Genomic DNA, 23,266 nt, shown 5'->3' with positions numbered 1-23,266 from the left:
CATCATCACCAGCGAGTCTCATCGATGGTGACCGTAAGATGTAGTGATGCTAGAGCTACGCCGCCTGCGCCTGCTGGCCGAGTTCGCCCGCCGCGGCAGCATCGCCGCGACCGCCGCGGCCCTGGGCTACACCCCCTCGGCGGTCTCCCAGCAACTGGCCGTACTCGAACGCGACGCCCGGGTCGCGCTGCTGGACCGTACGGCCCGCAGCGCCGAGTTGACCGACGCCGGGCGGCGGCTGGCCGAGCGCGCCGAGGAGATCCTGATCCTGGTCGAGGCGGCCGAGACCGAACTGTCCACCCAGGCCGACACCCCCTCGGGCCGCGTGGTCCTCACGGCCTTCGCCACCGCCGCCGTGGCCTTCGCCCCGGCGCTGGCCAACAGCCTGCGCGACCATCCGGAGCTGACCTTCGTGCTGCGGCAGACCCGCCCCGGCGACGGGATGCGGCAGGTCCAGAGCGGGGAGGTGGACATCGCCCTGGTCGACGACTGGACCGGCAAGCTGCCCGACCAGTCGCCCGCCGCCCTGAAGTTCTTCCACCTGCGGCGCGACCCGCTCGTCCTGGCCGTGCCGGCGGCGCACCCGATGTCCGACCGCCGGCAGCGGGTGGACCTGCAGCGGCTCCGGGAGGAGCCCTGGATGGCGGCCCCGCCGGGCGAGCCGTCCCGGCAGGCGGTCGAACGCCTGCTGGACACCGTGGGCGGGGCCCGCCCCGTCCCGTGGGAGTTCGAGGGACTGCACACGATCCTGAGCCTGGTGGCCCGCGGCATCGGCATCGCCGCGATCCCGGCCCTGGCACTGGCGGCGGGCGACCAGGGTGTGGCGGTACGGCGCATTCCCGACTGCGCGCTCGCCCGCGAGGTGTACGCGGTCACACGGGCCGCGAGCGTCCGCAGGCCCTCGGTCGCGGTGACCCTGCGGGCCCTCTACACGGCGGCCAGGGAAGTCCAGCCGGAACCACCGGAGGAATGAATCTCTGGGCGAAGGAGGCGGTGCCGGCGGGATCTTCACGTACCGTGGGGCGGGTTCCCCGCCGTCCCCCCGGCGATCTCCGCAGCCCCCTGGAGCATCCACGCAGATGAACCGCACGCCGCATCCGGGTTTCGAGCTCCCGCGGCTGACCGCCATGCTGCGGCACGCCCTGCCCCGTTTCGTCGAGGGCGTGATCGCCCCGGTCGCGGTCTTCTACGCCGCGTTCGCGCTTCTCGGGCTGAACGGCGCGCTGGTCGCCGCGATCGTCTGGGTGTACGGCGGCATCGTCTGGCGCTACGCGCGCGGCGACGGGGTTCCGGCGATGCTGGTGCTGGCCGCGATCGGCGTCACCGTCCGGGCCGGCCTGGCCGCCTATACGGGCAGTGCCGTCGTCTACTTCCTGCAGCCGACCCTGGGCACGCTCATGGTCAGCATCGCCTTCCTCGCCTCGGTCCCGCTGGGCCGCCCGCTGGCACAGAAGCTGGCCACCGACATGGTCCCGATGCCCGAGGCGTTCCTGCGGCATGAGCGGGTCCGCCAGTTCTTCCTGCGGATCTCGCTGCTGTGGTCGCTGGTCTTCCTCACCAACGCCGTGTTCAGCCTCTACATGCTGCTGAACGAGTCGATCGGCACGTTCCTGTGGGTGCGCACCAGCGTGGTGGCGCTGCTGGGCGCCGCCGCCGTGGGGGTCTCGCTGCTGGGATTCCGGCGGTGCATGCGGCACGTCAACGGCGAGCCGGCGACGGTCTGAACGACCTCTCGAGTCCCACCGGTCACACCCGTTTCGGTGCTGAACCCGATTCGGCCGACCGCAACGCCAACTTTTTCCGTTTGCCAGGCGTCTCACCAAGTCAGATAGATTCACAGGGCACGGGGTAAACCAGGGGTTTTGGGAGAATCAGTGGGATTTAAGGGTCGTTTCGGGCTTGTTGTGACCGGTGGCGCCGGGGTGGTCCTGGTCCTCACCGCCGGCTGTGCCGGCGGGGGTGACGGCGGCGAGCAGGGGACGCTGGCCGCCGGGGAGTCGGCCGCGGTGACGATCACCCCCGCGAACGGGGCCGGCTCGGTGAAGCCGGACGGGCCGATCGAGGTCCGGGTCGCCGAGGGGACGCTGCAGGGCGTCACCGTCCAGGGCCAGGGCGTCACCGTCACGGGGAAGATGGCCGGTGACAAGAAGAGCTGGAAGTCCGACCGGACGCTGTCGCCCGGCGCGTCGTACACGGTCACGGCGCAGGCCCGTAACGACGGCAAGACCAGCACCGCCACCAGCACGTTCAAGACGCTCAAGGCCGACAAGCCGCTCTCGGTGCTCGACGTCACGCCGAACGTCGAGGGCGAGAAGGTCGGCGTGGGGATGCCGATCATCGTCCGCTTCAACCGGGCGGTGACCGACAAGGCGGCGGTGGAGCGGGCGCTGCGGGTCACCCCGGAGAAGCCGGTCGAGGGCGCCTGGCGCTGGATCGGGTCCGACCAGGTGATCTACCGCACCAAGACGTACTGGCAGCCGCACCAGAAGGTCGCCTTCAACGCGCAGCTGGCCGGGATCAACGCGGGCGCCGGGGTGTACGGCACCAAGGACGTCAACGAGACGATCACGATCGGCGCGGCGCAGATCACCACGGGCAACATCGGCAAGCACCACATGACCGTCACCCGGGACGGCAAGAAGCTGCGCAAGGTCCCGTTCAGTGCGGGCAACGGGACCACCCGCGAGTACACCACCACCAGCGGCGTCCACCTGACCATGGGCAAGGAGAACCCGGTGACCATGGTCTCGCCGGGCCGCAAGCCGGGCGAGCCCGGCTACTACAAGACCGTGGTCAACTACGGTGTGCGCTTCTCGGCCAGCGGTCAGTACACCCACGCGATGGCGTCCACCGTCGGTGTGCAGGGCAGCGCCAACGTCAGCCACGGCTGCCTGAACCTCAGCCCGGCCAACGCCAAGTGGTACTACGACATCATGCAGCGCGGTGACGTGATCAAGCTGACCGGCAGTGACCGCGACATGGAGTGGAACAACGGCTGGGGCTTCTGGCAGCTGTCCTTCCAGAAGTGGAAGTCGGGGAGCGCGCTCGGCTGATCGTGCAACGCTTTGATCTCGGCGGCCCGGCAAAACCCCGGGTCATCGTATGGTCACGAACTTTTGTCGCTAATGTCGCAGCGAACCTTTTTCGTCCTCGGCGCCGCGGAGCCCAGCGCTCCGCGGCCGCCGGACGGGAAGGGTTCGCTGTTCATCGGCGGGGTTCGGGAGGTTGACGGTGCAGCGGAGACTTTCCGCAGGTGTGCGGGCCGGCGCGGGTCTGACGGGGGCCGTCCTGGTCTTCACGACGGCCTGTTCCGGCGGTGACGGCGACGGCGGCGGCGGGGTCACCGTGGGAGGCAAGGCCGAGGCCGGGACTCCCCAGGTCACCGTGTCGCCGGGCGACGGCGCGGCCAAGGCCAGGCCCGACACGGGGGTCACGGTCACCGCCGCCGGCGGCACGATCGAGCAGGTCACCGTCACCCGCAAGGGCAAGCCGGTCGAGGGCACGCTGTCGCCGGAGAAGACCGCGTGGAAGTCCCGGACGCTGCGGCCCGGCTCGCAGTACAAGGTCACCGCGATCGCCAAGAGCCCGCAGGGCAAGACGACCACGGTCACCAGCACGTTCACCACCCTCAGGACCACCCAGCCGCTGGCCATCGCCGACGTCACCCCGTCCCAGGGCGAGAAGGTCGGCGTCGGGATGCCGATCATGGTCACCTTCAACCGCGCGGTGGAGGACAAGAAGGCGGTCGAGCGGGCGCTGCGGGTCAAGTCGACCAAGCCGGCCACCGGCGCGTGGTTCTGGCCGAGCAGCACCCAGGTGATCTTCCGGACCAAGAACGGCGAGTACTGGAAGCCGAACCAGCAGGTCACGTTCTCGGCCAAGCTCAGCGGGGTCAGGGCGGGCAAGCGCAGCTACGGTGTGAACGATCTCGCCCGCCGCTTCACCATCGGCGACTCGCACATCACCACCGCCAGTACCAAGACCAAGCGGGCGGTCGCCAGGCGGAACGGCGTGAAGGTCAAGAGCTGGCCGATCAGCGCGGGCAAGGGCGGCCGGGTCGTCAACGGCGTCGACACCTACCTGACCACCAGCGGCGTCCACCTGACCATGGGCAAGGAGAATCCGGCGATCATGACGTCGGAGTGGATGGGCGTCGACCCCAAGGACAAGAAGAACGGCGGCTACAAGGAGGTCATCCCGTGGGCGGTGCGGATCTCCGCCACCGGCGAGTACCTCCACGCGATGGCGGCCACCACCTGGGCACAGGGCCGGCAGAACGTCAGCCACGGCTGCCTCAACTCACCGCCCGCCGCCGCCAAGTGGTTCTACAACTGGTCCTACCGCGGTGACGTGGTCGTGATCACCGGTTCCAAGCGCGGGCTGGACTGGAACAACGGCTGGAGCTACTACGAGATGTCCTGGAACCGGTGGGTCGCGGGCGGAGCGCTCGACCGCGCGGTGACCACGGCCTGACCGGGCCACTTTGTTGTAACCGCTCGTATCCGGGCAGAAGGTGAGGACAGGAACCTTCCCGGAGAGCGGGGAACGATGGCGGAGGAACCCGGAAACAAGCGCGCCCGCGGCCGGAAACGGTCATGGCGCAAGCGGCTCAGGCCGGGCCGGCTCAAATGGCTGGCGAAGGTGAGGCTGCAGCGGTCGGCCCGTTCGGCGGTACTCGCCGCCACCCGGGCGGTGGCGGCCACCCGCCGCCGGCCGCCACCGGGACGGCGGCTGCGCGTCCGGTTCCTGCTCCAGCACGCGTACGGGACGGGCGGCACCATCCGTACCGTGCTCAACCTGAGCGGCTACCTGGCCCGCGAGCACGACGTCGAGATCGTCAGCGTGGTCCGGCACCGTGAACTGCCGTTCTTCCGGTTCCACCCGGACGTGCGGATCCGGTCCGCCGACGACGCGACGGGCCCGCCGCCCGGCCGCGTCGCGCGGCGGCTCGGCCGCCTGCCGAGCGTGCTGACGCCCGTGGACGACGCCTCGTTCGAGGGCATGAACCTCTGGACGGACCTGTGCCTGCTGCGGATCATGCTCGGCCCGCAGCCCGACGTGCTGATCGGTACCCGGCCCTCGCTGAACCTGCTGGCCGCCGAGGCGGCGCCCCCTGGCGTGGTCACGATCGGGCAGGACCACATGAACCTGGGCTCCTACCCGCCCCGGCTGCGCCGCGAGATCGGCCGCGCGTACCGCAGGCTGACGGCCGTGTCGGTGCTGACCGAGCGGTCGCTGGCCGACTACCGGGCCGAGCTGGCGGGCTCGCCGGCCCGGATCGTCCGGATCCCCAATGCGGTGCCCGAGATGCCCGGCGGCCCGTCGCGGCGCGAGCACAAGGTGATCCTGGCGGCCGGGCGGCTCACCCGGCAGAAGGGCTTCGACCTGCTGGTGCGGGCGTACGAGCCGCTGGCCGCCGAGCACCCCGACTGGACCCTGGCGATCTTCGGCGGCGGGCCGCGGCGGGACCGGCTGCGCAAGAGCATCGCCGACCGCGGGCTGACCGGGCGGGTGGTGCTGCGCGCCCGTACCTCCGATCTGGCGGGCGAGATGGAACGTGCCTCGGCGTACGTGCTGTCCTCGCGGTTCGAGGGCATGCCGATGGTGATCCTGGAGGCGATGGGCAAGGGCCTGCCGGTGGTGGCGTTCGACTGCCCCACCGGCCCCGGCGAGATGATCGCGCACGGCGATGACGGGCTGCTGGTGCCGCCCGGCGACGTGGCCGGCCTCACCGCCGCGCTGCGGGTGCTGATCACCGATCCCGGCCTGCGCGACCGCCTCGGCGACCGCGCGCTGGCCTCGTCCCGTACGTACCATCTCGACCGGGTCGGCCCCCAGTGGCTGCGCCTGCTGGACGATCTGTGCCGGCCTCCCGCCCGTGTCGAGCCCGGCGGCCGGCCGGCGCCCGGCGAGCACCGCGGCCCGGCAGGACGCGGCGAGCACCGCGATACCCCGGTCCGCCATGTCCTGGCGGTCTTCGCCGTCGCCGGCCTCACGCTGGGAACGCTGACCCTGCTGGATCTGTGACTTAGCCGGCGCTCGGGGTGGCGCTGGACAGCAGCTTCGCGCAGGCCTTCAGTGCCCGCTGCGCCTTGGCGGGGTTCTGCTCCGGGGGCGGCGTGTGGCTCTGCCCGGCGTCGGGCACCTGCACGCCCTGCTTGCGCATGCACCGGGCGAACGCGTTGTAGCTCTTCGTCGGCAGGTCGCTGGGGGAGGCGTCGCGCTCGCCGCCGCTGCCGCTCTTGGGGACCGGGCTGGGCGCCGGCGACGTGGCGGGGCTGGTCGCCGCCGACGACGGGGTCGCCGGCGGTGCGCCGCCGGACTTGTCGCCATCGTCACCGCAGGCGGTGGCCAGGGCCAGCACCGGTACCAGCGCCACCACCGCCAGCCGGGCAAGGGTCGGCCGCATGCTCTTCCTCATTTCCTCGGGACACCGACATGGTGCGTGTCTCCGGGGTGCCGCGGATACTCACCGGCCATTGATTCCGGCCCGCCGGGCTTAGCAGCCGGGTACGAACCAGGTGATCTCCCGCTGAACGGGACGATCCCGGGCCGTCTCCCCGCACATCGCTACGGTGTCGGGCATGACACGCATCATCGCGGTGAGCGGCGCGGCCTCCGGCATCGGCAAGTCCCTGGCAGAACTGCTGCGCTCCGGCGGCGACCGGGTGATCGGCGTCGACCTCAAGGACACCGACGTCAGCGCCGACCTGTCCACCCCCGAGGGCCGCGACGCCGCCGTCCGGGGCGTTCTGGAGCTCTCCGGCGGCCGGCTGGACGGCGTCGTCGCCTGCGCGGGCATCTCCGCGCCCGTCGCGCTGACGATCAAGGTGAACTTCTACGGCGTGGTCGGCCTGCTGGAGGGCCTGCGCCCCGCCCTGGCCGAGGCGCCCGCGCCGCGCGCGGCCGTGGTCGGCTCCATCTCCGGTACGCAGCAGTCCGATCCGGCCGTGGTCGCCGCCTGCCTGGACGGCACCGAGACCGAGGCCGTACGGCTGGCCGAGGAGGCCGTGGGCCGGCACCACGGCGGGCTGCTCTACCCCTCCTCCAAGACGGCGCTGGCGCGCTGGCTGCGCCGCGCCTCGGTCACGCCCGAGTGGGCGGGCGCCGGCATCCCGCTGAACGCGATCGCGCCCGGCGTGGTGCTCACCCCCATGACCGCCCCGCTGTTCGAGGACGAGGCGATGGTCAAGATCATGGAGGAGGCCGTCCCGATGCCGCTGAACGGCCACGCCGGCCCCGAGGTGGTGGCCGAGGGGCTGCGCTGGCTGATCAGCCCCGGCAACTCCCACGTCACGGGCCAGGTCGTCTACCTGGACGGCGGCGCCGAGGCCACCCTGCGCGGCCCCGACCTCTACTGAGCCCGAGCGCACGATCCCTGGGTTCCGCCGACCCGGGCACTACCGCTCCCGGATCCGGGCCGCGGCCGTCGCGGCCTCCGCCAGGACGTCGCGGACGAAGCGGATCCGGGTCTTGCCGAGCCGGCGCAGCGCGCGGCCGTGGTCGGTGATGATCACGACGGCCCCGGCCGCCACGGCCGCCCGCCACAGCCGGATCGCCGCCGCGCGCAGCGGCCGCGGGAGCGCGGCCAGGCCGTCCCCGATGCGCCTGCAGTGGAACGGGACGTGCCGGTGCTCGTCGGCCAGCAGGCGGCCGGCCACTTCGGCCGTCAGGGGGTCGGCCGTGCCCTCGTGCAGGGTCCGGTAGTACGCGATCGCGATCACTTCGGCGATCATCAGCACCATCAGCTCCAGCTGGAGCCCCATCAGCCGGCGCGCCCGGACGAAGATCGCGTCGCTCCAGTGGCCCTCGATCGTCGGGGCCCCCGCCGCCTTCAGGAGCAGGCCCAGCATCCGGGCGTGGTTCTGCTCCTCGGCGATGAACAGCCGCACGGCCGCGGCGTACTCGGGGTCCCCGGCCCGTCCGGCCTTGCCGGCCAGGAACGCGCCGTCGCCGTCCTCCCCGACCTGGAACCGCTGGAGGCTGCGGATCACCGGCGGTTCCAGCCGCGCGCCCCGTTCCCAGTCCGGATCGCCCATCGCGTCCCGGCCCTCGGCCTCCTGCTCGAAGTCCCGCAGCCATCCCGCGAACCCGCTGTCGCGAACGATCGTCTCCATGCCCGTCCTCCACTGTCCGGCGCCGACGCGTTCACTCAACCGGTCCGATGTGGCCGCCCCGGCGGGGAAATGTGGAGATCCTGCGAGCACGGCAGGGCGCCGGGGTCCCGCACGCGAGCGGGTCTCAGGTGAGCGAGAAGGCGGTGAGGAAGCCGGCCACGGTGATCAGGCCGGACAGCAGATGGGCGTCCTCGAAGGCTTCGGGGATCATGGTGTCGGCGATCATGGTGAGCATGGCGCCGGCGGCCAGCGCGGTGATCGCGGCCATCACCGAGCCGGAGGCGTCGCCCAGGACGGTGTAGCCCAGCACGGCGGCCAGGCCGCTGAGCACGGCGATGCCGGTCCACAGGCCGAACACGTACCGGGGGCCGCGGCCCGACCGGCGCATCCCGGAGGCGCTCGACAGCCCTTCGGGGACGTTGCTGATGAACACCGCGATGACGGTGACCGCGCTCACCGCGCCGCCGGTCAGCAGGCTCGCGCCGATGACGATGGACTCCGGGACGCCGTCCAGCAGCGCGCCGAGCGCGATCGCCGTCCCGGAGCCCTCCTGCCGCTCGGCGGCCTGCTGGCCACCCGATCGCTTGCGGTGGCGCGCGCCCTGGCGGGCCAGGAGCACGTTCGCCCCCGTATAGATCAGCGCGCCGGCCGCGGCCCCGGCCGCCGTCGGCGCCAGGCCGCCCCGGTCGTGGGCGTCCTCGATGAGGTCGTAGGCCACGGCCGAGATCAGCACGCCGCTGCCGAACGCCATCACGCCGGCCACCACCCGGCGCGGCACCCGGATCAGGTAGCCGGCCAGCGCCCCCAGCACCAGCGCCGAACCCGCCAGCAGCCCCCAGCCGCCGGCCTGCAGCACCTCAGGCATGATCACCCCCCGGACGATCGTACGTTCGGGGCCGTCACCAGGCCATTCACGGCGCCGCTTCGGCGGGGCTCCCCTTCCAATCGAGGCAGACCACGACGGCGTCGTCGGTCAGGTCCCGGCCGTGGCGGTGGTCGACCAGCGCGGCGAGGATCGAGGTCGGGACCTCCGGCGCGGGCAGCAGGCGGGTGCGGCGGACCGCCTTCTCCACCGGGAACGGGTCGGCGTCGTCGTCGGCGAACACGCCGTCACTGATGATCACCAGCCGGTCGCCGGGGCGGAGCCGGAAGTGCTGGGGACGGTACTCGGTGTCGGCGAACATGCCGGGCGGCAGCTGGCGTTCCAGCTCGATCGGGGCGACCTGGGAGCCGCGCATCCGCAGGATCCGCGGCGAACCGGCGTCGATCACCGAGACCAGCCCGCCGGCCAGCTCGATCCGCAGCACCAGCGTCTCGGTGAACTCCTTGCCGCCGTAGCGGCCGTAGACGGTGTCGCCGGCCAGGCTGACCTGCTCGGACAGGTCCGCGCCCGAGCGCCGGGCGTTGCGCAGCGCGCCGAGGGTCAGCGAGGTCAGCAGCGCGGCCTGGATGCCGGTGCCCGCGCCGTTGACGACGGCCAGCGCGAGATGGTCGCGCTCGGTGGACCAGTCGTAGCCGTCGCCGCCGATCGCGTACGCCGGCTCCAGATGGCCGGCCAGGCTGAACTCCGCGCCTGCGCAGCCCTGGCCGGGCAGCAGCTGCCACTGCAACTCGGCGGCCAGCGACAGCCTGCGGTGCCGGCGGGCGCGCTCGTAGCGGTCGGTGTGGTTCCAGGCGACGGCCAGCGCCTCGCCGGTGATCGGCCCGAGCTCGACGAGGTCGGCGTGGTCGGCCTCGGAGGAGGGACCGGACAACGCGACGGCCAGTACGCCCAGGCGCTCGCCCCGCGCGGTCACCGGGACGTACAGCATCCGCTCGGGGCCGGAGTCCAGGACGGGGGCCAGCGAGGCGAACGCGCGGCCGGCGGCGCTGCCGTGCACCTTCAGCGACTCCCGTTCCCGGTCGCCGGGCTTGGCCGGGTCGGCCGGCAGCAGGACTCGCAGGTTGTAGTCGGCCAGCAGGAGGCGGGCCGTCCCGGCTCCGGGGAACAGCTCGCGGACGGCCGCGGCCAGGGCTTCGGGCAGCGAGTGCGCCGGCGTCGTGCGCAGCGCCCGCTCCACCTGCTCCGGGCGGCGTGCCCCGTTTCCTTGCACCTTCATCGGGCCTTCCGTCTGTCCGGCGAGAACGTGACCGTGGCGGCGGGGAGCAGGCCGAGGGGCGGGAGTCGTTCTCCGGGGCCGTGCCGGACCGCGGGTTTGATCGCGGGGGTTCAGGGGAAGCGTGGCAAAGAATTTGTCACATGGCAAATATGGCGGCAGGTGACGGGCCGGTCACGCCCGGCGGCGCCGCTCGCCCGGCTCGCCGATCTCGCCGAGACCGGTGGCCCGGCCGAACTCCTGCAGGCTGTCGAGCAGCCGCGCCCGCGATCCGGGGGACATCCCGGCCAGCGCCTCGGCCACGACCGCGCGGCGGCGCCGGGCCAGCGAGGCGAACAGCTCCTCGCCCCGCGCGCTCAGCCGCAGCACGATCTCGCGGCGGTCGGCCCGGGCGTGCTCCCGTACGAGCAGGCCCGCCGCCTCCAGGCGGTCGCACAGCCGGCTGGCCGAGGACGGGATCACGTCCAGTTCGGCGGCCAGCCCGCGCAGGTTGACCTCGCCGTGCCGGGCCAGCGCCTCGACGGCGCGCAGCTGGACGGGGGAGACGTGCTCCTCGAGACCCTGGTCGGCGCGGTTCCAGGCCAGCGCCGCGGTGGACAGCGCACGCTCGATCGCGGCGGTCACTTCGGCCGAGGCCTCGACCCCGTCATCGCCCTGGCCCTGGCCCTGCCGACCGGTCACCGCGGTCCTTCCCCCGTTCGTCCTGGCCCTCGCACACTACCGCCGGTGGATCGGACGGCGGAACGGCGCGGCGGGTTCCGCTACTTCGCGGGCCAGTGGAGGTCGAACGCGGGACGGGTGGAACGGATCCGCGGCATGCGCGTGAAGTTGTGCCGCGGCGGCGGGCACGAAGTGGCCCATTCCAGCGACGAGCCGGCGCCCCAGGGATCGTCGCTGCCGACCCGCTCGCCCCGGCGGTGCGTCCGCCAGACGTTCCACAGGAACGCGAACGTGGAGGCGCCCAGGATGAACGATCCGATGGAGGAGACGGCGTTGAGGGCGGTGAACGTGTCCGCGTAGTCGGCGTACCGGCGCGGCATTCCCTGGGCGCCCAGCCAGTGCTGGACCAGGAAGGTGATGTGGAAGCCGATGAACAGCGACCAGAAATGCACCTTCCCCCAGGTCTCGCCGAGCTTCTTGCCGGTCATCTTGGGCCACCAGAAATAGAAGCCCCCGAACATGGCGAACACGACCGTACCGAAGAGCACGTAATGGAAATGGCCCACCACGAACGCCGAGTCGGTGAGGTGGAAGTCCATCGGCGGGGACGCCAGGATCACGCCGGTCAGGCCGCCGAAAAGGAACGTGACCAGGAATCCCAGCGCGAACAGCATCGGCGCCTCGAACGTCAACTGCCCCCGCCACAGCGTGCCGACCCAGTTGAAGAACTTGATGCCCGTCGGTACGGCGATGAGGAACGACATGAACGAGAAGAAGGGCAGCAGCACCTGGCCGGTGGCGAACATGTGGTGCGCCCAGACCGTCATCGACAGTCCCGTGATGGCGATGGTCGCCGCCACCATGCCCACGTACCCGAACAGCGGCTTGCGGGCGAAGACCGGCAGGATCTCGGTGACGATGCCGAAGAACGGCAGCGCCACGATGTAGACCTCCGGATGGCCGAAGAACCAGAACAGGTGCTGCCACAGGAGCGCGCCGCCGTGCGCCGGGTCGTAGACGTGCGAGCCGAGCCGCCGGTCGGCCTCCAGCGCCAGCAGCGCGGCGGTGAGCACCGGGAAGGCCAGCAGCACCATCACGCTGGTCAGCAGCGAGTTCCAGACGAAGATCGGCATCCGGAACATCACCATCCCGGGGGCGCGCATCCCGATGATCGTGGTGATCAGGTTGACCCCGGTGAGGATGGTCCCGGAGCCGGACAGCACCAGCCCCATGATCCACAGATCGCCGCCCTGGCCGGGCGAGTAGGTCGCGGTCGACAGCGGCGTGTAGCCGAACCAGCCGAACGCCGCCGCGCCCCCCGGTGCCGCGAACCCGGCCAGCACCAGCAGCGAGCCGAGCAGGAACAGGAAGTAACTGAGCGTGTTGAGCCGGGGGAACGCCACGTCCGGCGCGCCGATCTGCAGCGGGACGATCACGTTCGCGAACCCGGCGAACAGCGGGGTGGCGAACAGCAGCAGCATGATCGTGCCGTGCATGGTGAACAGCTCGTTGTACCGGTGCGACGCGACGATCTGATGGCCGGGGACGAGCAGTTCGGCCCGCATGACCATGGCCATCAGCCCGGCGATCAGGAACAGCGCGAACGACGTCGTGAGGTAGAGGTAGCCGACGACCTTGTGATCGGTGGTCGCCAGCACGTCCCCGATCCGGAGTCCCTTGCGGTGCCGGGACAGCGGCTCGGCGAGGCCGGTGTTCCGCTCCTTGTCGACGGCCGTCATCGTCGCTTCCCCCGCCCGTCCCCGTCGTGTTCGCGGTGCCCGTCGTGTTCGCGGTGCCCGTCGTGATCGCGATGCCGGTCCGGTTCGCGGTGCCCGTCGTGATCGCCTTGCCCGCCTTCGGGGACCTCGCCGTGGTAGTCGAGGTAGAAGCGGTTGGCCCGGGTACGGACCTGGGCCTTGGCCCGCCCGGGGGTCGGCAGCGGGATGATGTGGTCCGGGTACGAGGCGACGAGGTCGCGGCGCGGCCGCGCGCGCACCAGCGCGTCCTCCTCGGGCGTGGGCCGCTCGTGCAGCTCGTGGAAGGCGCCTTCCGGGGTGAACGTGACGACACCGCTCTCGACCCCTTCCCGCGCGATCCGCAGGTCGCGGCGCTGCAGGCTCAGGCAGACACGCCGTGCGACGACGAACGCCAGGACGGGGAAGACGAAGAAGCCCACGCGGAAGGACCACGTCGTCAGGAACAGCGGGATGCCGAACGTGAAGGCGATGACGTCGTTGCCTCCGGCCGCCCAGAGGTTGCCGTACCAGGCGATGGCGGCGGCCCCGATGCCGGTACGGGTGGCGGCGTTGCGGGGCCGGTCCAGGATGTGGTGGAAGCGCGCGTCGCCGGTCGCCCACCGCTCGAAGAAGGGGTAGAGCGCGATCAGGGTGAAGAACACCCCCGGCACGACCAGCCCCGGGACCATGACGTTCCAGGAGATCGTGTGCCCGGCCACGGTCGTGGACAGCGGCGGCATGACGCGCAGGGCGCCCTCCAGGAACCCGACGTACCAGTCCGGCTGCGAGAACATCGACACCTGGGCGGGCGCGTACGGCCCGTACAGCCAGACCGGGTTGATCTGGAAGAAGCCGCCCAGCAGGGCCAGGACCCCGAAGGTGGCGAGGAGGTAGGCCGTGCTCTGCGCGGCGAAGTGCGGGAACGTCGGCTCGCCGGAGACCGTGCTCTCGCGCCGCCCGCGCCCCGGCCACTGGGTGTGGGTCTGGTGCCAGAGGATCATCAGATGCGCGCTGATCAGGGCCAGCAGCAGGCCGGGGACCAGCAGGATGTGCACCGTGAACAGCCGCGGGACGATGTCCTCACCGGGGAACTCGCCGCCGAAGACGAAGAAGCTCAGGTAGGTGCCCGCCAGCGGGATCGACAGCACGATGCCGTCCAGCGTGCGCAGCCCGGTCCCCGACAGCAGGTCGTCGGGCAGCGAGTAGCCGGCGAACCCCTCCGCCAGCGCCAGCACGAACAGCGTGACGCCGATCAGCCAGTTGATCTCGCGCGGCTTGCGGAAGGCCCCGGTGAAGAAGATCCGCATCAGATGGACGCTGATCGCGGCCACGAACAGCACCGCGCCCCAGTGGTGGATCTGCCGGATCAGCAGCCCGCCGCGGACGTCGAACGACAGGTGCAGCGTGGAGGCGTACGCCTCGCTCATCTCCACGCCCCGCAGCGGCGCGTACGAGCCCTCGTACACGATCACGGCCTGCGAGGGCTGGAAGAAGAACGTCAGGAACGTGCCCGTGATCAGCAGGACCACGAACGAGTAGAGCGCGATCTCGCCCAGCAGGAACGACCAGTGCTTGGGGAACGCCTTGCGGATGTTGCGGGACAGGAAGCCCACGGTGCCGAGCCGGTCGTCGGCGGCCCGGACGGTCCCGGCGGCCGCGCGCCGGCTGCTGCTGCCCGGGCTCACGGGCCGGCTCCCTTCCTCGGCTGGTCGGGCTGCTACCCAGGGTGACCGGTAACTAACATCACCCGCCCGGAGGCGCGAAAGGCCAGGCCGGTGGCCTGTTGCTCCTGTACAGTTGATAACTTCTTCAATGGATGAAGTCGCCGTCGAGGAGGTCGTACCGAGTGGGACGAGGTCGGGCTAAGGCCAAGCAGACAAAGGTCGCACGCAAGATCAAGTACAGCAGCGGGGGCACCGACCTGGAGCGGCTGCGCCGGGACATGGGCGTCGGGGCGGCCACGGCCGGCACCGGCGCCGAGGACATCGGGGACGCCGCCGAGCGCGCCGAGAGCGACACCGAGAGCTGACGGTGCCGGTTCAGCTGAGCCAGGCCAAGGCCGAGCTGTTCAAGACGCTGGGGCATCCGGTCCGGATCAGCGTGCTCGAGCTGCTGTGCGAGGGGCCGATGCCGGTTCGCGACCTGCTGGCCGCGATCGAGGTGGAGGCGTCCAATCTGTCCCAGCAGCTGGCGGTGCTGCGCCGGGCGGGCATCGTGACCGCCCGCCGCGAGGGGGCGACGGTGATGTACGAGCTGGCCGGCGGGGACGTGGGGGAGCTGATGGGCGCGGCCCGCCGGATCCTCACCGACCTGCTGGCCGGCCAGGGCAGGCTGCTGGCCGAACTGGAGGCCGAGCACCCGGCCTGACCGGCCGGCGAACGGGCCACCGCGCCGACCGGCCGGTGGCCCGCAGGCCTTGATCGAATATTGGGACGACCACCCGCACCTGCGGCATGCCTTCGGGTAGTGCTACCGCCGACCGAGCGGAAGGTGCGGCATGGGTGGTTCGCCTGAGGAACCGGACTCGGCGGCGAGACCGGGGACGGGATCCGGGGACGCGGCGGCAGGTGGCCGTCCCGCGGTGATGCTGGCCCTGGCCACGCTGGGGTTCGCGCTGAACTTCTGGGCCTGGGCGCTGCTGAGCCCGCTGGGCCCGAGGTTCCAGGAGGAGTTGCGCCTCAGCGCCTTCGAGCAGGCGCTGCTGGTGGCGGTGCCGGTCGTGGTCGGCTCGGTGGGCCGGATCCCGGTCGGAGCGCTGACCGACCGGTACGGCGGGCGGGTGATGTTCCCGCTGGTATCGGCGGCGACCATCGTCCCGGTGCTGTTCCTGGGCCTGTTCGGCCACTCCTCGCTGCCCGCGCTGCTGATCGGCGGCTTCTTCCTGGGCATCGGCGGTACGACCTTCGCGGTCGGGGTGCCGTTCGTCAACGGCTGGTACCCGCCCGAGCGGCGCGGGTTCGCGGTCGGGGTGTTCGGTGCCGGCATGGGCGGCACCGCGATCGGTGCGCTGACGACCGTGCGGCTGGTCGACGGGTCGGGGATGGCGACGCCGTTCGTGCTGACCGCGGTCCTGCTGGCGGTGTACGCCGTGGTCGCGGCCCTGCTCCTGCGCGAGGCGCCCGGACGGACCGTTCCCGGCGAGCCGATGTCGCACCGGATGGCCGCCGCACTGCGGCTGCCGGTCGCCTGGCAGGCGTCGGCCCTGTACGCGGTCGCGTTCGGCGGGTACGTGGCGTTCTCGGTGTACCTGCCCACCTACCTCAAGTCCCAGTACGACCTGGAGCAGGCGGACGCCGCCAACCGGATGGCCGGGTTCGTGCTGCTGGCGGTGCTGATGCGCCCGGTCGGCGGCTGGCTGTCGGACCGGATCGGTGCCGTCCAGGTCATGGAGGTCTGCCTCGCCGTGACCGTCGTGGCGGCGGCGGTGCAGGCGTTCGCGCCCCCGCTGATGCCGCTGGGGACGATCGCGTTCCTGGCGATGGCGGCGGCGCTGGGCGCGGGCAGCGGGGCCACGTTCGCGCTGGTGTCCCTGATGGCCCCGGCGAACCAGGTCGGCTCCGTCACCGGCCTCGTCGGCGCGGCCGGCGGCCTGGGCGGCTTCGTCCCGCCGCTGGTGATGGGCGCGATCTACGGCCTGTTCGGCTCCTACACCGTCGGCCTGCTGCTGCTCGCGGTCGTCGCGACCGCGGCCGGGCTGCTCACCGCCACGGCCGTACGGCGCGCCGTACACGAACGGCAGGCGCCCCGCAGCACGGCGGGACACCCCTGATGGCCGCCAAGGAACGCCCCGGGCTGGACGGGCCGGTGACGGACGCCCTGGTGGGCACCCGCCGGTTCTTCACCCGCGCGAAGGTGTCCCCGGACCTGCGGACGATGGAGAAGAAGGGCGGCCGTAGCGCGGACGCGTTCTACCGGGACCGGTGGTCGCACGACAAGGTGGTGCGGTCGACGCACGGGGTCAACTGCACGGGGTCGTGCTCCTGGAAGGTGTACGTCAAGGACGGGATCATCACCTGGGAGGCGCAGCAGACCGACTACCCGTCGGTGGGCCCGGACCGGCCGGAGTACGAGCCGCGCGGCTGCCCGCGCGGCGCCGCGTTCTCCTGGTACACCTACTCGCCCACCCGGGTCCGCTACCCGTACGTGCGCGGCCTGCTGCTGGAGATGTACCGCGAGGCCAGGGCACGGACCGGCGACCCGGTCACGGCGTGGGCGGACGTCGTCACCGATCCGGAACGGGCCCGGCGCTACAAGTCCGCCCGCGGCCACGGCGGGCTGGTGCGCGCGTCCTGGGACGAGGCCACCGAGATGATCGCCGCCGCGCACGTGCACACGGTCAGGACCCACGGGCCCGACCGCATCGCGGGGTTCTCCCCGATCCCGGCGATGTCGATGGTGTCGCACGCCGCAGGGTCGCGGTTCGTGTCGCTGCTGGGCGGGACGATGCTGTCGTTCTACGACTGGTACGCCGACCTGCCGGTGGCCTCGCCGCAGGTGTTCGGCGACCAGACCGACGTACCGGAGTCGGGGGACTGGTGGGACGCCGGCTACCTGATCATGTGGGGGTCCAACCTCCCGGTGACCCGGACGCCGGACGCGCACTGGATGGCCGAGGCGCGCTACCGGGGGCAGAAGGTCGTGGCGGTCTCGCCGGACTACGCCGACAACGTCAAGTTCGCCGACGAATGGCTGGCCGCCCAGCCGGGCACCGACGGCGCGCTGGCGATGGCGATGGGCCATGTCGTGCTGAAGGAGTTCTTCGCCGACCGGCAGGTGCCCTACTTCACCGGCTACTGCAAGCGCTACACCGACCTGCCCTTCCTCGTCCGCCTGGAGCCGAGCCGCCAGGAGGGGGACGCCTACGTACCGGGCAAGTTCCTCACCGCCGCCGACCTGCCCCGTGGTGATGAGCACAGCGCTGAGGCGGATTCCGAGCACGCCGCGTTCAAGACGGTTCTGCTGGACGGGGCGACCGGACGGCCGGTGGTGCCGGGCGGATCGCTGGGGTTCCGGTACGGGGAGTCCGGCGCCGGCCGCTGGAACCTCGATCTGGGCGAGATCGATCCGCTGCTGAGCGTCGCCGGTGGCCCGGAGCCCGGTGTCGTCGTGGAGCTGGCACGCTTCGACGCTCCGGACGGGGGGCCGGGGCGGCTGCGCCGGGGCGTCCCGGTACGGCGCGTCGGCGGCCATCTGGTCACCACCGTCCACGACCTGATGCTGGCCCAGTACGGCGTGTACCGCGAAGGGCTGCCGGGGACCTGGCCGTCGGGGTACGACGACGCCACCGAGCCGTACACCCCGGCCTGGCAGGAGGCGATCACGGGCGTGCCCGCGCAGGCGGCGGCGCGGATCGGCCGGGAGTTCGCCGCCAACGCCGAGCAGTCCCGCGGCCGGTCGATGATCGTCATGGGCGCGGGCACCAACCACTGGTTCCACTCCGACACGACCTACCGGGCGTTCCTGACGCTGACCACGATGACCGGCTGCCAGGGCGTCAACGGCGGCGGCTGGGCGCACTACGTCGGGCAGGAGAAGTGCCGCCCGGTCACCGGCTGGGCGCAGCTGGCGGGCGCGCTGGACTGGTCCCGGCCGCCCCGGCAGATGATCGGGACCGCGTTCTGGTACCTGCACACCGACCAGTTCCGGTACGACCCGTTCAGCGCCGGCACGCTGTCGGCCGCCACCGCCGATGGCACCCTCGCGGGCCGCTCCACCGCCGACGTCATCGCGCAGTCCGCCCGGCTCGGCTGGATGCCCTCGTACCCGACGTTCGACCGCAACCCCCTGGACCTGGCCGACGAGGCCGAGGCGGCCGGGAAACCGGCCGGTGAGCATGTCGTCGAAGAACTGAAGGCCGGGCGGCTGCGGTTCGCGTGCGAGGACCCCGACGCGCCGGAGAACTTCCCCCGGATCCTGACGGTGTGGCGGGCCAACCTGCTCGGCTCCTCGGCCAAGGGCAACGAGTACTTCCTCAAGCACCTGCTCGGCGCCGACTCCTCCGTACGCGCCACCGAGGCGCCGCCCGATGCCCGCCCCAAGGGCGTCACCTGGCACGAGGAGGCGCCCACCGGCAAGCTCGACCTGCTGCTGTCACTGGACTTCCGGATGACCAGCACCACGATCTACTCCGACATCGTGCTGCCCGCCGCGACCTGGTACGAGAAGCACGACCTCAACACCACGGACATGCACCCGTTCGTGCACTCGTTCAACCCCGCGATCTCGCCGCCGTGGCAGACCCGTACCGACTGGGACGCCTTCCAGTCGATCGCCCAGGCGTTCAGCCGGCTCGCCGGCGAGCACCTGGGCGTGCGCAAGGACGTCGTCGCGGTGCCGCTGCTGCACGACACCCCCGGCGAACTGGCCACACCGCACGGCCGGGTCGCCGACTGGGCGGCCGGGGAGTGCGAGCCGATACCGGGCACCACCCTGCCCAAGCTGGTGGTCGTCGAACGGGACTACCCGGCGCTCGGAGCAAGGATGGCCGCGCTCGGCCCGCTCACCGAGAAGCTCGGCGCCGCCACCAAGGGCGTGCCGTTCGACCTGGAACGCGAGGTCGCGTACCTGCGCGGCAAGAACGGGACGATCCGCGGCGGGCCCGCCGACGGCCGGCCCTCGCTGATCCGCGACGTGCACGCCTGCGAGACCATCCTGGCCCTGTCGGGCACCACCAACGGGCATCTGGCCGTCCAGGGCTTCCGCACGCTGGAGAAGCGCACCGGCACGCCGCTGGCCGACCTCGCCGCCGACCACGGCGACGACCGGATCACCTTCGCCGACACCCAGGCCCGTCCCGTCCCGGTCTTCACCTCGCCGGAATGGTCGGGCGCGGAGAGCTCCGAGCGCCGGTACTCCCCGTTCACCATCAACGTCGAGCGGCTCAAGCCGTGGCACACCCTCACCGGCCGCCAGCACTTCTTCCTCGACCACGACTGGATGGCCGAGCTGGGCGAGCAGCTGCCGACCTTCCGCCCGCCGCTGGACATGCACCGGCTGTTCGGCGAGCCGCGGATCGGGGAGCAGGGCGAGCTCGGCGTCACCGTGCGCTACCTGACCCCGCACAACAAGTGGTCGATCCACTCCGAGTACCAGGACAACCTGTTCATGCTGTCGCTGTCGCGCGGCGGCCCGTCGATCTGGCTCAGCAGGGAGGACGCCGCCAGGATCGGCGTGCACGACAACGACTGGATCGAGGCGGTCAACCGCAACGGGGTCGTGGTCGCGCGCGCGATCGTCTCGCACCGGATGCCCGAGGGCACCGCGTACATGTACCACGCCCAGGACCGGCTCATCGACGTCCCGCAGGCCGAGACCACCGGCCGCCGCGGCGGCATGCACAACTCGCTGACCCGGCTGCTGATCAAGCCCAGCCATCTGATCGGCGGGTACGCGCAGCTGTCGTTCGCCTTCAACTACCTCGGCCCGACCGGCAACCAGCGCGATGAGGTCACCCTGATCCGCCGCCGCTCCCAGGAGGTGACGTACTAGGTGCGCGTTATGGCTCAGATGGCGATGGTCATGAACTTGGACAAGTGCATCGGCTGCCACACGTGCTCGGTGACGTGCAAGCAGGCGTGGACCAACCGCAGCGGCGTCGAGTACGTGTGGTTCAACAACGTCGAGACGCGGCCCGGGCAGGGCTATCCGCGCCGGTACGAGGACCAGGAGAAGTGGCGCGGGGGCTGGACGCTCAACCGGCGCGGGCGGCTGGCGCTCAAGGGCGGCGGCCGGGCGCGCAAGCTGCTGACGATCTTCTCCAATCCCAAGCTGCCCGGGATCGACGACTACTACGAGCCCTGGACGTACGACTACGAGACCCTGACCAGCGCTCCGCTCCAGGAGCACACGCCGGTCGCGCGGCCCAAGTCGCTCATCTCCGGCAGGGACATGAAGATCACCTGGTCGGCGAACTGGGACGACGACCTCGGCGGGTCGCCCGACCACGGGGACGAGGACGTGCTGCTCGCCGAACTCTCCGAGAAGATCAAATTCGAGTTCGACCAGACGTTCATGTTCTACCTGCCGCGGATCTGCGAGCACTGCCTCAATCCGAGCTGCGCGGCGTCCTGCCCGTCCGGCGCGATCTACAAGCGGACCGAGGACGGCATCGTGCTGGTCGACCAGGACCGCTGCCGGGGCTGGCGGATGTGCGTGTCGGGCTGCCCGTACAAGAAGGTGTACTTCAACCACCGCACCGGCAAGGCCGAGAAGTGCACGTTCTGCTTCCCGCGCGTCGAGGTCGGCATCCCGACCGTGTGCTCGGAGACGTGCGTGGGCCGGCTGCGCTACATCGGCCTGGTCCTGTACGACGCGGACAGGGTGCTGGAGGCGGCGTCCACGCCCGAGGACAAGGATCTGTACCGGGCGCAGCGCGAGGTCTTCCTCGACCCCCGCGATCCGGCGGTCGTCGCGGCGGCGGAACGGGACGGTGTCCCGCGCGACTGGATCGAGGCCGCGCAGCGGTCGCCGGTGTACGCGCTGATCAGTACCTACGAGGTGGCGCTGCCGCTGCATCCGGAGTACCGGACGCTGCCGATGGTCTGGTACATCCCGCCGCTGTCACCGGTGGTCGACGTCGTGCGCGACACCGGGCACGAGGCCGAAAACGCCGGCAACCTGTTCGCGGCGATCGAGGCGCTGCGGATCCCGGTGGACTACCTGGCGCAGCTGTTCACCGCGGGGGATCCGGCTCCGGTGGGCGCGGTCCTGCGGCGGCTGGCGGCGATGCGCTCGTACATGCGCGACATCAACCTCGGCCGGGAGCCCGACGAGTCCATCCCCGCGCGCGTCGGGATGACCGGCGAGCGGCTGTACGACATGTACCGGCTGCTGGCGCTGGCCAAGTACGACGAGCGCTACGTCATCCCGACCGCGCACGCCGAGCAGGCGCACAAGCTGGAGGAGCTGGCCACCGAGTGCAGCCTGGACTACGAGGGCGGCCCCGGCATGGGCGGGTCGGGACCGTTCGGGGAGTCGTCCGGCGGCGCCGCCCCGGTCGCCGTGGAGAACTTCCACATGCTGCGGCAGCGGCAGACCGCCGACAGCCCGGTCGATCCGGCGGAGAAGGACAAGCGCGTCAACCTGCTCAACTGGGACGGCAAGGGCACCCCGCAGGGGCTGTTCCCGTCGCGTCCAGGCGAGCCGCCCGCCAACCCGCCCGCCGACTCCGGCGACGCCGAGACCGAGCCGAAGCCCTGACCACCTGCCCTGAGCACTTGCCCTGAGCACTTGCCCTGAGCACTAGGACCACGAGGACGACCGAGCCGATGAAGCGACCGCGCAGGCGACCGGGACCGGACGACGCCGAGCTGATCACGGCCTGGCAGGCGGCGTCGCTGCTGCTCGGCTATCCCGACGCCGGGCTGCTGGAGCTGCGGCCCCTGCTGCGCCGCGCCGTGGCCGGGCTGCCGCCACCCGTGGCCGCGCCGCTGGCCCGCTTCCTGGACCATCTGGACGCCACGCCGGAGCCCGTGCTCGCCGCCGACTACGTCGCGACGTTCGACCACCGCAAGCGATGCTGCCTCTATCTGACGTACTACGCGTACGGCGACACCCGCAGGCGGGGGATGGCGCTGCTGCGCATCAAGCAGGCCTACGCCGCGGCGGGGCTCGCCCTGGACGACGGGGAACTGCCCGACCATCTGGCGGTCGTGCTGGAGTTCGCCGCGACCGGTGACCTCCAGGAGGGCCGGCGGCTGCTGCTGGAGCACCGCGCCGGGCTGGAACTGCTGCGGCTGGCGCTGACCGAGTCCGGGTCGCCGTGGGCGGCCGTCCTGGAGGCGATCGCGGCGACACTGCCGCCGCCGGCGGGTCGCGAGCACGACGCCGTCGCGCGCCTCGTCGCCGAGGGCCCGCCCGGTGAGGAGGTCGGCCTCGCCCCGTTCGGCGCTGAGCCCGCCGCCGGTGGCGGGCAGGTGTTCGTGACCGACCGGCTGGAGGTCCGTTCCTGATGGACGTGCTCCTGTGGGTCGTGCTCCCGTACGTCACCATCCTCGTCTTCGTCCTCGGGCACGTCTGGCGCTACCGCTACGACAAGTTCGGATGGACGACCCGTTCGTCCCAGCTGTACGAGCGGCGCCTGCTCCGCATCGGGAGCCCGCTGTTCCACTTCGGCATCCTGGTCGTCCTGCTGGGGCACATCGGCGGCCTGGTCATCCCCGACTGGATGACCGAGGCCGCCGGTGTCAGCGAGCACGCGTACCACGTGATGGCCGTGGTGCTCGGCACCGTCGCCGGGATCTGCACGCTGGGCGGCCTGGCCATCCTGATCTACCGGCGCCGTACGGTCGGGCCCGTCTTCTCCGCCACCACCCGCAACGACAAGCTGATGTACGCGGTGCTGGCGCTGGTCATCGTGCTCGGGCTGGCCGCGACGGTCGCCGCCAACACCGTGGGCGGCGGGTACGACTACCGCAAGACGGTCTCGCCCTGGTTCCGCTCGGTGTTCTACCTCCAGCCCGACGCCGGGCTGATGAGCGGCGTTCCGGTGCTGTTCCGGCTGCACGCCCTGAGCGCGCTGGCGCTGTTCTGCATCTGGCCGTTCACCCGGCTGGTGCACATGCTCACCGCGCCGGTCGGCTATCTGACCCGGCCCTACATCGTCTACCGCAGCCGCGACGAGCGGCTCGGCTCCCGCCCGGCCCGGCGCGGCTGGTGA

At 71.7% G+C, this 23,266-nt stretch carries 20 protein-coding genes; 13 read left to right on the top strand and 7 right to left on the bottom strand.

What is annotated here, in order from left to right; all coding sequences use genetic code 11:
• Positions 1 to 46: 46 nt before the first annotated feature.
• The 5 genes from ACH34Q_RS36810 to ACH34Q_RS36790 all read left to right on the top strand — a co-directional run bounded on the left by ACH34Q_RS36810 (position 47) and on the right by ACH34Q_RS36790 (position 6,027).
• Positions 47 to 973: a LysR family transcriptional regulator gene (locus ACH34Q_RS36810; protein WP_395987795.1), complete on the top strand. Its 927-nt coding sequence runs from the start codon at positions 47 to 49 to the stop codon at positions 971 to 973.
• 106 nt (positions 974 to 1,079) lie between these two features.
• On the top strand, positions 1,080 to 1,724 hold the full coding sequence (locus ACH34Q_RS36805; RefSeq protein ID WP_395987794.1) for a VC0807 family protein: 645 nt from the start codon (positions 1,080 to 1,082) through the stop codon (positions 1,722 to 1,724).
• 150 nt (positions 1,725 to 1,874) lie between these two features.
• On the top strand, positions 1,875 to 3,053 hold the full coding sequence (locus tag ACH34Q_RS36800) for an Ig-like domain-containing protein (RefSeq protein WP_395987793.1): 1,179 nt from the start codon (positions 1,875 to 1,877) through the stop codon (positions 3,051 to 3,053).
• A 178-nt stretch (positions 3,054 to 3,231) separates the two neighbouring features.
• Positions 3,232 to 4,473 (top strand): Ig-like domain-containing protein, encoded by a 1,242-nt coding sequence (locus ACH34Q_RS36795; protein ID WP_395987792.1) that lies wholly within the window; start codon positions 3,232 to 3,234, stop codon positions 4,471 to 4,473.
• Positions 4,474 to 4,548: 75 nt separating this feature from the next.
• Positions 4,549 to 6,027, top strand: coding sequence for a glycosyltransferase family 4 protein (locus tag ACH34Q_RS36790; protein WP_395987791.1), 1,479 nt, complete (start codon positions 4,549 to 4,551; stop codon positions 6,025 to 6,027).
• A gap of 1 nt (position 6,028) precedes the next feature.
• Here ACH34Q_RS36790 and ACH34Q_RS36785 read toward each other — a convergent pair whose 3' ends face one another.
• Complete coding sequence (locus ACH34Q_RS36785; protein ID WP_395987790.1) at positions 6,029 to 6,409, bottom strand: hypothetical protein; 381 nt, start codon at positions 6,407 to 6,409, stop codon at positions 6,029 to 6,031.
• A 175-nt stretch (positions 6,410 to 6,584) separates the two neighbouring features.
• On the opposite strand from ACH34Q_RS36785, the gene ACH34Q_RS36780 reads away from it, so the two are divergent.
• Complete coding sequence (locus ACH34Q_RS36780) at positions 6,585 to 7,361, top strand: SDR family oxidoreductase (protein WP_395987789.1); 777 nt, start codon at positions 6,585 to 6,587, stop codon at positions 7,359 to 7,361.
• Between the two features lie 39 nt (positions 7,362 to 7,400).
• Here the strand turns inward: ACH34Q_RS36780 and ACH34Q_RS36775 are convergent, their stop codons facing one another.
• From ACH34Q_RS36775 to ACH34Q_RS36750, 6 genes are all read right to left on the bottom strand, one after another.
• The gene (locus ACH34Q_RS36775; protein WP_395987788.1) at positions 7,401 to 8,117 is read right to left on the bottom strand and encodes a ferritin-like domain-containing protein; all 717 of its coding nucleotides are present in this window, start codon (positions 8,115 to 8,117) and stop codon (positions 7,401 to 7,403) included.
• 124 nt (positions 8,118 to 8,241) lie between these two features.
• A complete protein-coding gene (locus tag ACH34Q_RS36770) occupies positions 8,242 to 8,982 on the bottom strand; it encodes a ZIP family metal transporter (protein ID WP_395987787.1) in 741 nt (246 codons plus the stop codon).
• 46 nt (positions 8,983 to 9,028) lie between these two features.
• The gene (locus ACH34Q_RS36765) at positions 9,029 to 10,216 is read right to left on the bottom strand and encodes a PP2C family protein-serine/threonine phosphatase (RefSeq protein ID WP_395987786.1); all 1,188 of its coding nucleotides are present in this window, start codon (positions 10,214 to 10,216) and stop codon (positions 9,029 to 9,031) included.
• A 171-nt stretch (positions 10,217 to 10,387) separates the two neighbouring features.
• The gene (locus ACH34Q_RS36760) at positions 10,388 to 10,894 is read right to left on the bottom strand and encodes a MarR family winged helix-turn-helix transcriptional regulator (RefSeq protein WP_395987785.1); all 507 of its coding nucleotides are present in this window, start codon (positions 10,892 to 10,894) and stop codon (positions 10,388 to 10,390) included.
• Positions 10,895 to 10,974: 80 nt separating this feature from the next.
• Entirely contained in the window at positions 10,975 to 12,612 is a 1,638-nt protein-coding gene (gene ctaD, locus ACH34Q_RS36755) for a cytochrome c oxidase subunit I (RefSeq protein WP_395987784.1), read from the bottom strand.
• Entirely contained in the window at positions 12,609 to 14,294 is a 1,686-nt protein-coding gene (locus tag ACH34Q_RS36750; RefSeq protein ID WP_395987783.1) for a cytochrome bc complex cytochrome b subunit, read from the bottom strand. The genes ctaD and ACH34Q_RS36750 overlap by 4 nt, the downstream gene beginning before the upstream one ends.
• 161 nt (positions 14,295 to 14,455) lie before the next feature.
• Between ACH34Q_RS36750 and ACH34Q_RS36745 the strand changes: the two genes are divergently transcribed.
• The 7 genes from ACH34Q_RS36745 (at position 14,456) to narI (ending at position 23,266) form a co-directional block, all read left to right on the top strand.
• Entirely contained in the window at positions 14,456 to 14,638 is a 183-nt protein-coding gene (locus tag ACH34Q_RS36745) for a DUF3073 domain-containing protein (protein WP_395987782.1), read from the top strand.
• Positions 14,639 to 14,640: 2 nt separating this feature from the next.
• A complete protein-coding gene (locus ACH34Q_RS36740; RefSeq protein ID WP_395987781.1) occupies positions 14,641 to 14,976 on the top strand; it encodes an ArsR/SmtB family transcription factor in 336 nt (111 codons plus the stop codon).
• 130 nt (positions 14,977 to 15,106) lie between these two features.
• Entirely contained in the window at positions 15,107 to 16,378 is a 1,272-nt protein-coding gene (locus ACH34Q_RS36735; protein WP_395987780.1) for a nitrate/nitrite transporter, read from the top strand.
• The gene (locus tag ACH34Q_RS36730; RefSeq protein ID WP_395987779.1) at positions 16,378 to 20,097 is read left to right on the top strand and encodes a nitrate reductase subunit alpha; all 3,720 of its coding nucleotides are present in this window, start codon (positions 16,378 to 16,380) and stop codon (positions 20,095 to 20,097) included. Before ACH34Q_RS36735 ends, ACH34Q_RS36730 begins: the two co-directional genes overlap by 1 nt.
• 9 nt (positions 20,098 to 20,106) lie before the next feature.
• A complete protein-coding gene (gene narH / locus ACH34Q_RS36725) occupies positions 20,107 to 21,807 on the top strand; it encodes a nitrate reductase subunit beta (protein ID WP_395987778.1) in 1,701 nt (566 codons plus the stop codon).
• A gap of 68 nt (positions 21,808 to 21,875) precedes the next feature.
• Entirely contained in the window at positions 21,876 to 22,559 is a 684-nt protein-coding gene (gene narJ, locus ACH34Q_RS36720; protein ID WP_395987777.1) for a nitrate reductase molybdenum cofactor assembly chaperone, read from the top strand.
• Complete coding sequence (narI, locus tag ACH34Q_RS36715) at positions 22,559 to 23,266, top strand: respiratory nitrate reductase subunit gamma (RefSeq protein ID WP_395987776.1); 708 nt, start codon at positions 22,559 to 22,561, stop codon at positions 23,264 to 23,266. Before narJ ends, narI begins: the two co-directional genes overlap by 1 nt.

It is taken from the genome of Actinomadura sp. 9N407 (assembly GCF_044326315.1).
Lineage (GTDB): Bacteria > Actinomycetota > Actinomycetes > Streptosporangiales > Streptosporangiaceae > Spirillospora.
Note: the sequence above shows the minus strand (reverse complement) of the source record. Positions and strands in the feature narration are given on the sequence as shown.